4 protein-coding genes are annotated in these 4,911 nt (G+C 61.9%); all 4 read right to left on the reverse strand.

Going from position 1 to position 4,911, the window contains the following annotated elements; genetic code table 11:
• Positions 1-508, reverse strand: a 508-nt coding sequence (locus tag HKN37_06340; protein NNE46261.1) for a hypothetical protein, incomplete at its 3' end; no start/stop codon positions are given.
• A gap of 19 nt (positions 509-527) precedes the next feature.
• Complete coding sequence (locus HKN37_06345) at positions 528-2,915, reverse strand: phosphotransferase (protein NNE46262.1); 2,388 nt, start codon at positions 2,913-2,915, stop codon at positions 528-530.
• Positions 2,849-3,847 carry a sulfotransferase gene (locus HKN37_06350; GenBank protein NNE46263.1) on the reverse strand — a complete coding sequence of 333 codons (999 nt, stop codon included), beginning with the start codon at positions 3,845-3,847 and terminating at the stop codon, positions 2,849-2,851. Before HKN37_06350 ends, HKN37_06345 begins: the two co-directional genes overlap by 67 nt.
• On the reverse strand, positions 3,844-4,911 hold a 1,068-nt coding region (locus HKN37_06355; GenBank protein NNE46264.1), incomplete at its 5' end, for an ABC transporter ATP-binding protein. The genes HKN37_06350 and HKN37_06355, both read right to left, overlap by 4 nt.

Consider the following 4,911-nt stretch of genomic DNA (forward strand, 5'->3'; position numbering starts at 1 on the left):
ACTCCACCGGCTCGTCGTTGTGGTCGATGTTCGAATCGTATGCGCTGGCAAACTGAAGATCAACGTCGAGGAAACCCGGCGTACGGACACGCCCGCGCGTACGATCGAGTCCTGCATCACCGACGGCGAACCGCAGATACAGGTAGTCGCCGGCTGTCAATGTCGGCCGCCTCTGCTGCTGGCCAATCAGGTCATCGCGTAGAAAGGCGAGCTCGGCAGCACCCTCCGACACGTCTACGATTTTCAGACTACCCACATACGCTGTATCGCTGAAAGCGTCGACAATGGCGTGCTCGTCGAGACCCTGCTCCCGACCCGCCTGCACGTGAAAGGATGTGGGCGAGGTGCGGTTGATTCTGGCACGGATGAATCCGTCCTGCCCCTGCGCGGGAGTGGCGACAAACAGCGTCGACACGACGAATGTTGCAACAGTCAGACTGGCTGTGGCCAGGGTCGACCGGGCGGCACCGCTTCCGATGTTGACTAATGCCGATAGTAGGTGGTTCATGTTTTGCAGCCTCCTGAATTCATGCTGCCGTTACCCGTGGTCCGAGCCGTGCCTCACACGAAGAGATCAATTTCTCCGTGATGTGAGCGCGACCGGATCTGGTGGTGCTCAGGTGAATGTGCCGGGCCATGGTGAGCGCGGCGAAAGATTGTATCCGATCGTAGTCCGAGGGACCGCCGTGCGCCAGATAGCTCTGACAGAATGCTTCGCAAACGCTGTCTAGCGCGTGCTCGTGCCCGAATCGGCGAAGCGACCATTCGACGATGTGTCCCACAAAGTTACCGGCGTCGATCGCTGCGTCACCAACCGCGTACAAATCGAAATCGATGAAGTAGATCCGCTCCCGGTCGACAATGATGTTGTCCGGATGGAAGTCACGATGAATCCCCCGTACGGGCTGTACGGAGAGTCCTGCGAACAGTCTCCGCGCCGCCTCCCCGATTCGACGTACGCGTTTCGCATCGTCGGGTCGCAACGCTTCGAATCGACCCAGTCGATCCGTCAGGATGGTCAACTCATCGTCGAGCGTATGAGTCCGCTTCGTGAGCGGTTCGACCAGATGCAGGCGGGCGAGTGAACGCCCGATCTGCGCAGCGACTGAGGGCGCAGACGACGACTCGATCCACGACGACGAACTCCGGTCGTCGATCCGGCGATAGAGACTCATGTGCAACTCGGGTACCGTCGCCACCGGCTCGGGCACAGCGAACGACTCGTTGCCATCGGCACGAAATCCAAGGTCGTGAAGCTTCGTCGTTACGTCGAAGGATCGACGGTCCAGCCCTTTAACCCTGACCTTCCCGACCACATCTCGGCGCGGATCAGGTCCGTTGTATTCGACGACAAATCGTCTTCCCGCACGTCGCTTCAGCAGCCGTGCGGACGCCATCGAAGGAAGGGCGGGATGAGACGGATTTTCATTGCTCAGACGTGCGAACACAAGGTGCATGTGATCCGCATCGAGCGCTTTCGTTAGGAGAGCGGCATCTGCTGCTTCTGCCGCATCGGTGATATCCGTCTGACGATCGCCTGCACTAGATCTTTCGCGCGAGGACGTCCGGGATAGAACGCTGTGTCGGCGTGCCGCGGGGTTCTCAAGCAGCTTCTCACATCGGTCGAGGATGGAGCCGACGCCATCATGCCAGTCGGGTTCGCCCCGCCGAAACGGCGTGAGCGCGAGCTGGAGCAGAACGAGCGACGTCAGCGCGGAAAAGTCGGCTGTGATCTCCCCGCCTTCGCGACGGTATCCATCCACCAGCGTATGCAGGAGATGCTCAGCACCGGCGGCATCGATCTGGCCGGAGCTGGTGTCCAGTTCAAGGTGCGCCGCAAACGTGGCGAGGTCGATCTGCGGCCGTCCCGCGGCCGATCGATCGAAGTCGAGAAAGTGAACATCCCGCTCCGTCAGGATAATCTGTTCAGCGTTAAAATCTCCATGCAGGAAGCGCGGAGATCCGGGCGCGTCAACGATACCTGCCAGCGCGCGCTGCACTAAACGGTCGAGCTGGCCCGCACGCCCGGGCATCAGCACCTCGATCGCAGCGCGAGCTTCCGCCGTAAACTCACCGATGCGAGATGTTGACCACACTGAGAGTCCTTCCGGCGGGAGCGTGTGAAGCCTGGACAGCGCCCCGCCGACCGCCTCGATGCCATCAACCGGCCACGAGCCTTCCAGCAGTCGATCGTGCAAGGACCGTCCGCTCACCCATCGGAACAGGATGGTCCGCAACCGCGGTGCAATCGCCAGCACGTCGGGCGTTTTCACGTCATTCCGTCCGTGTGCGACCTGCAGTCCTTTCCGCGCTCGCTCGAAACCCCGATCCGTGTATGTCTTGAACGACGCCACGGGGATGTCCCGTTCACGGATCTGCCCCACGAATCGACGCTCGGGCTTGTACCGGAGTCTCTCTACCGTCAACCTTCTGCGCTTGACCTTCGCCATTCGAGCCAGATGCCGCATGCCCCGGTCGCTGTGAAGCCGGGACAGTGCCGGCAGCTTGGCGTCGGCCGGAAATGGTGCGAGGACGATCGCGGGATCTTCGATCACAAAACGCGCGAAGCGATCATCGTCGAACGCGTCTCTCTCACGGACCTTGTCGAGCTTGACGCGATCCGCCTCGCGGAACGTCTTTGCGTAGCACTCAATGGCTCCGTCACGCCCGTAGCCGACGAGGAGGTTCATGCCCGGCTTGTACCGGACGTACATTCGGCGCAATCCCTCGAAGCTCTCTCCGGTGCGGGACTCGAGCAAGTCGCGGACCGCGTCGGCGTCGAGAAGTACGCGCAATCCGGGCAGGACCGCGTCGCGTTCGGCAAGATGCAGTTCGTGCGGAGGGAGCATCATGAACCCTCCGTTGTCGTCAGTCGCCGGTCCGCGCGGCGTCGTGTCGCGGGCTTGCCGTCGCACTCGTTCCACCACGACTGGCACTCTTCCGAGACGCGGGCAACCGGGCCGCCAGCGGCAGAGGTTGTGGTCTCGTACCCCAGCGCGTTCAACAGGTCGCCGGCAAGTGCCTGAAAGACGGAGACATCGTCGGGCGCCATCTGCTGCCGCCAGTCACGCAGACCCGAAGTCGGCGACAGCCATGCGGACTTGGCCGAGGCGTTCGAGTCCTGTCGAATCTTTCCCCTGTTATACTGCTCCATTGCACTGTCGTACTCGAGATCGAGGAATCGCGCGATGCGTCTGAGCTGAGTCTCCGGTGCGGCGACGAGATCTTCGTACAGAACCTCGTAGACGACATCCGGCCCGAGCAGCAAACGCGCCTCGAGTGCCCCTTCGATCTGCCACCGCCACCAGAGTGCGCACGTCGCCACCGGATGCGAATCCCACAGCGTCCATCGCCCCGGTCCCTTCTTCGGCGTGGCCCAGTCGAGCGCCGACAGCGCCACGTCGCGACCGTCGCGAACGATGTGGACGAAGCGGGCACGCGGGAACAGCCCGTGCAGAACCGGGATGTGCCGCGCATAGTCCGGCGTCTTCTCACCGGCGAGCGGCTTCTGCCTTTTTCGACCGAACGTGTCGTACAGGCGACTGACGAATGTGCTGTAAGTGTGGGAGTCCGCAGCGGCTGCATCCAGGTCGTCTCTCGTCAGACCCAACCGGTTGAAGCGATGATACGCCCACACCTTCTCGGCGAGCTCCGGCGTCAGCTCGGGATTCGCCTCTCCCATTCCCGCCAGTGCGCGCGGAATGAAGTGCGTATCGTTCGCCACGGCCAACAGCGGATGACTATCCAGCATACGTTGCAGCAGCGTGGTCCCGGAGCGAGGGCATCCGACGACGAAGACGTACGGGTTGTCCGACACGGTCTGTCCATGTTGTAATGATGCACTCATGCGGCCGCCCCGTCTGCAAATCCTTGTTGCTGAAGACGATAGAGGCGTGCATAGCTGTCCCCATTCGCCAGGAGCGTTTCGTGCGACGCATTCTCGAGAACTCTTCCCTCCTCCACGTACACAACTCGATCTGCACGGGCGGCAAGATCCAGGTCGTGCGTCACGAGGAGTACGGTGCGGCCTTCACTAACGCGCTCCAGCGCCGTGATCACATTCTGCCGCGCGGCCTCGTCGAGCCCTGTCGTCGGCTCATCAAGAATCATGATCGGCGTTCGGCGCACAGCGGCCCTGGCCAGTGCGATGCGCTGTCGCTGTCCGGTTGAAATCGTCGATCCCCCTTCACCGAGGATCGTATCGTAGCCGTCCGCCAGGTCGGTGATGAACTCGTCGGCGTTGGCCAGGCGTGCCGCATCGCGAATATCCTCAAGCGACGCATCGGGACAGCCGTACGAGATATTCTCTGCAACGCTGGCTGCAAACAATGTGGACGACTGCAGCACGATGCTGATCTGTCGTCGCACCGATTCGATCGTGTAGCGTTTCAGGTCCGTCCCATCCAGCAGAACTGCGCCGTGCTGCGGATCATAGAGTCGTGGCACCAGACTGACGAGCGTCGACTTCCCGTGGCCCGATGCCCCCACGATCGCGACGCGCTCTCCGGGTGCAATCGTCAGATCTACATCCTGCAGATGCGGATGCCCATTCCCGTAGGAGAATCCGACTTCACGAAACGTGATGCCTCCTTTGAAGGCCGGCGCCGGGACGGCGTCGGGCGCGTCAACGACGGTCGGCGTTTCAGCGAACAGTTCCATGACGCGCTCACTTGCAGACGATGCCTTGGCCAGCCGGCTCGAGTATTTGGCAAAGTCCTGTACCGGCTTCATCATCGCCTTCAGATACGAGAGGAAGACGAGCAACTCGCCGGGCGTGAGCGAGCCGCCGAGTACGAGGACACCTCCGTAGAACAACACGGCAGCGGACGAGATGCCGGTCATCACCTGCACGGTCCCCTGAAGGCGTGCCGCCAGACGACGAATCTTGACTCCCTCCTTCAGGCTTTTCTT

It is taken from the genome of Rhodothermales bacterium (assembly GCA_013002345.1).
Lineage (GTDB): Bacteria > Bacteroidota > Rhodothermia > Rhodothermales > JABDKH01 > JABDKH01.

Coding starts and splice junctions, on each gene's coding strand:
- HKN37_06350 (NNE46263.1), bottom strand. CDS start 3,847: ATGAGTGCATCATTACAACATGGACAGACCGTGTCGGACAACCCGTAC.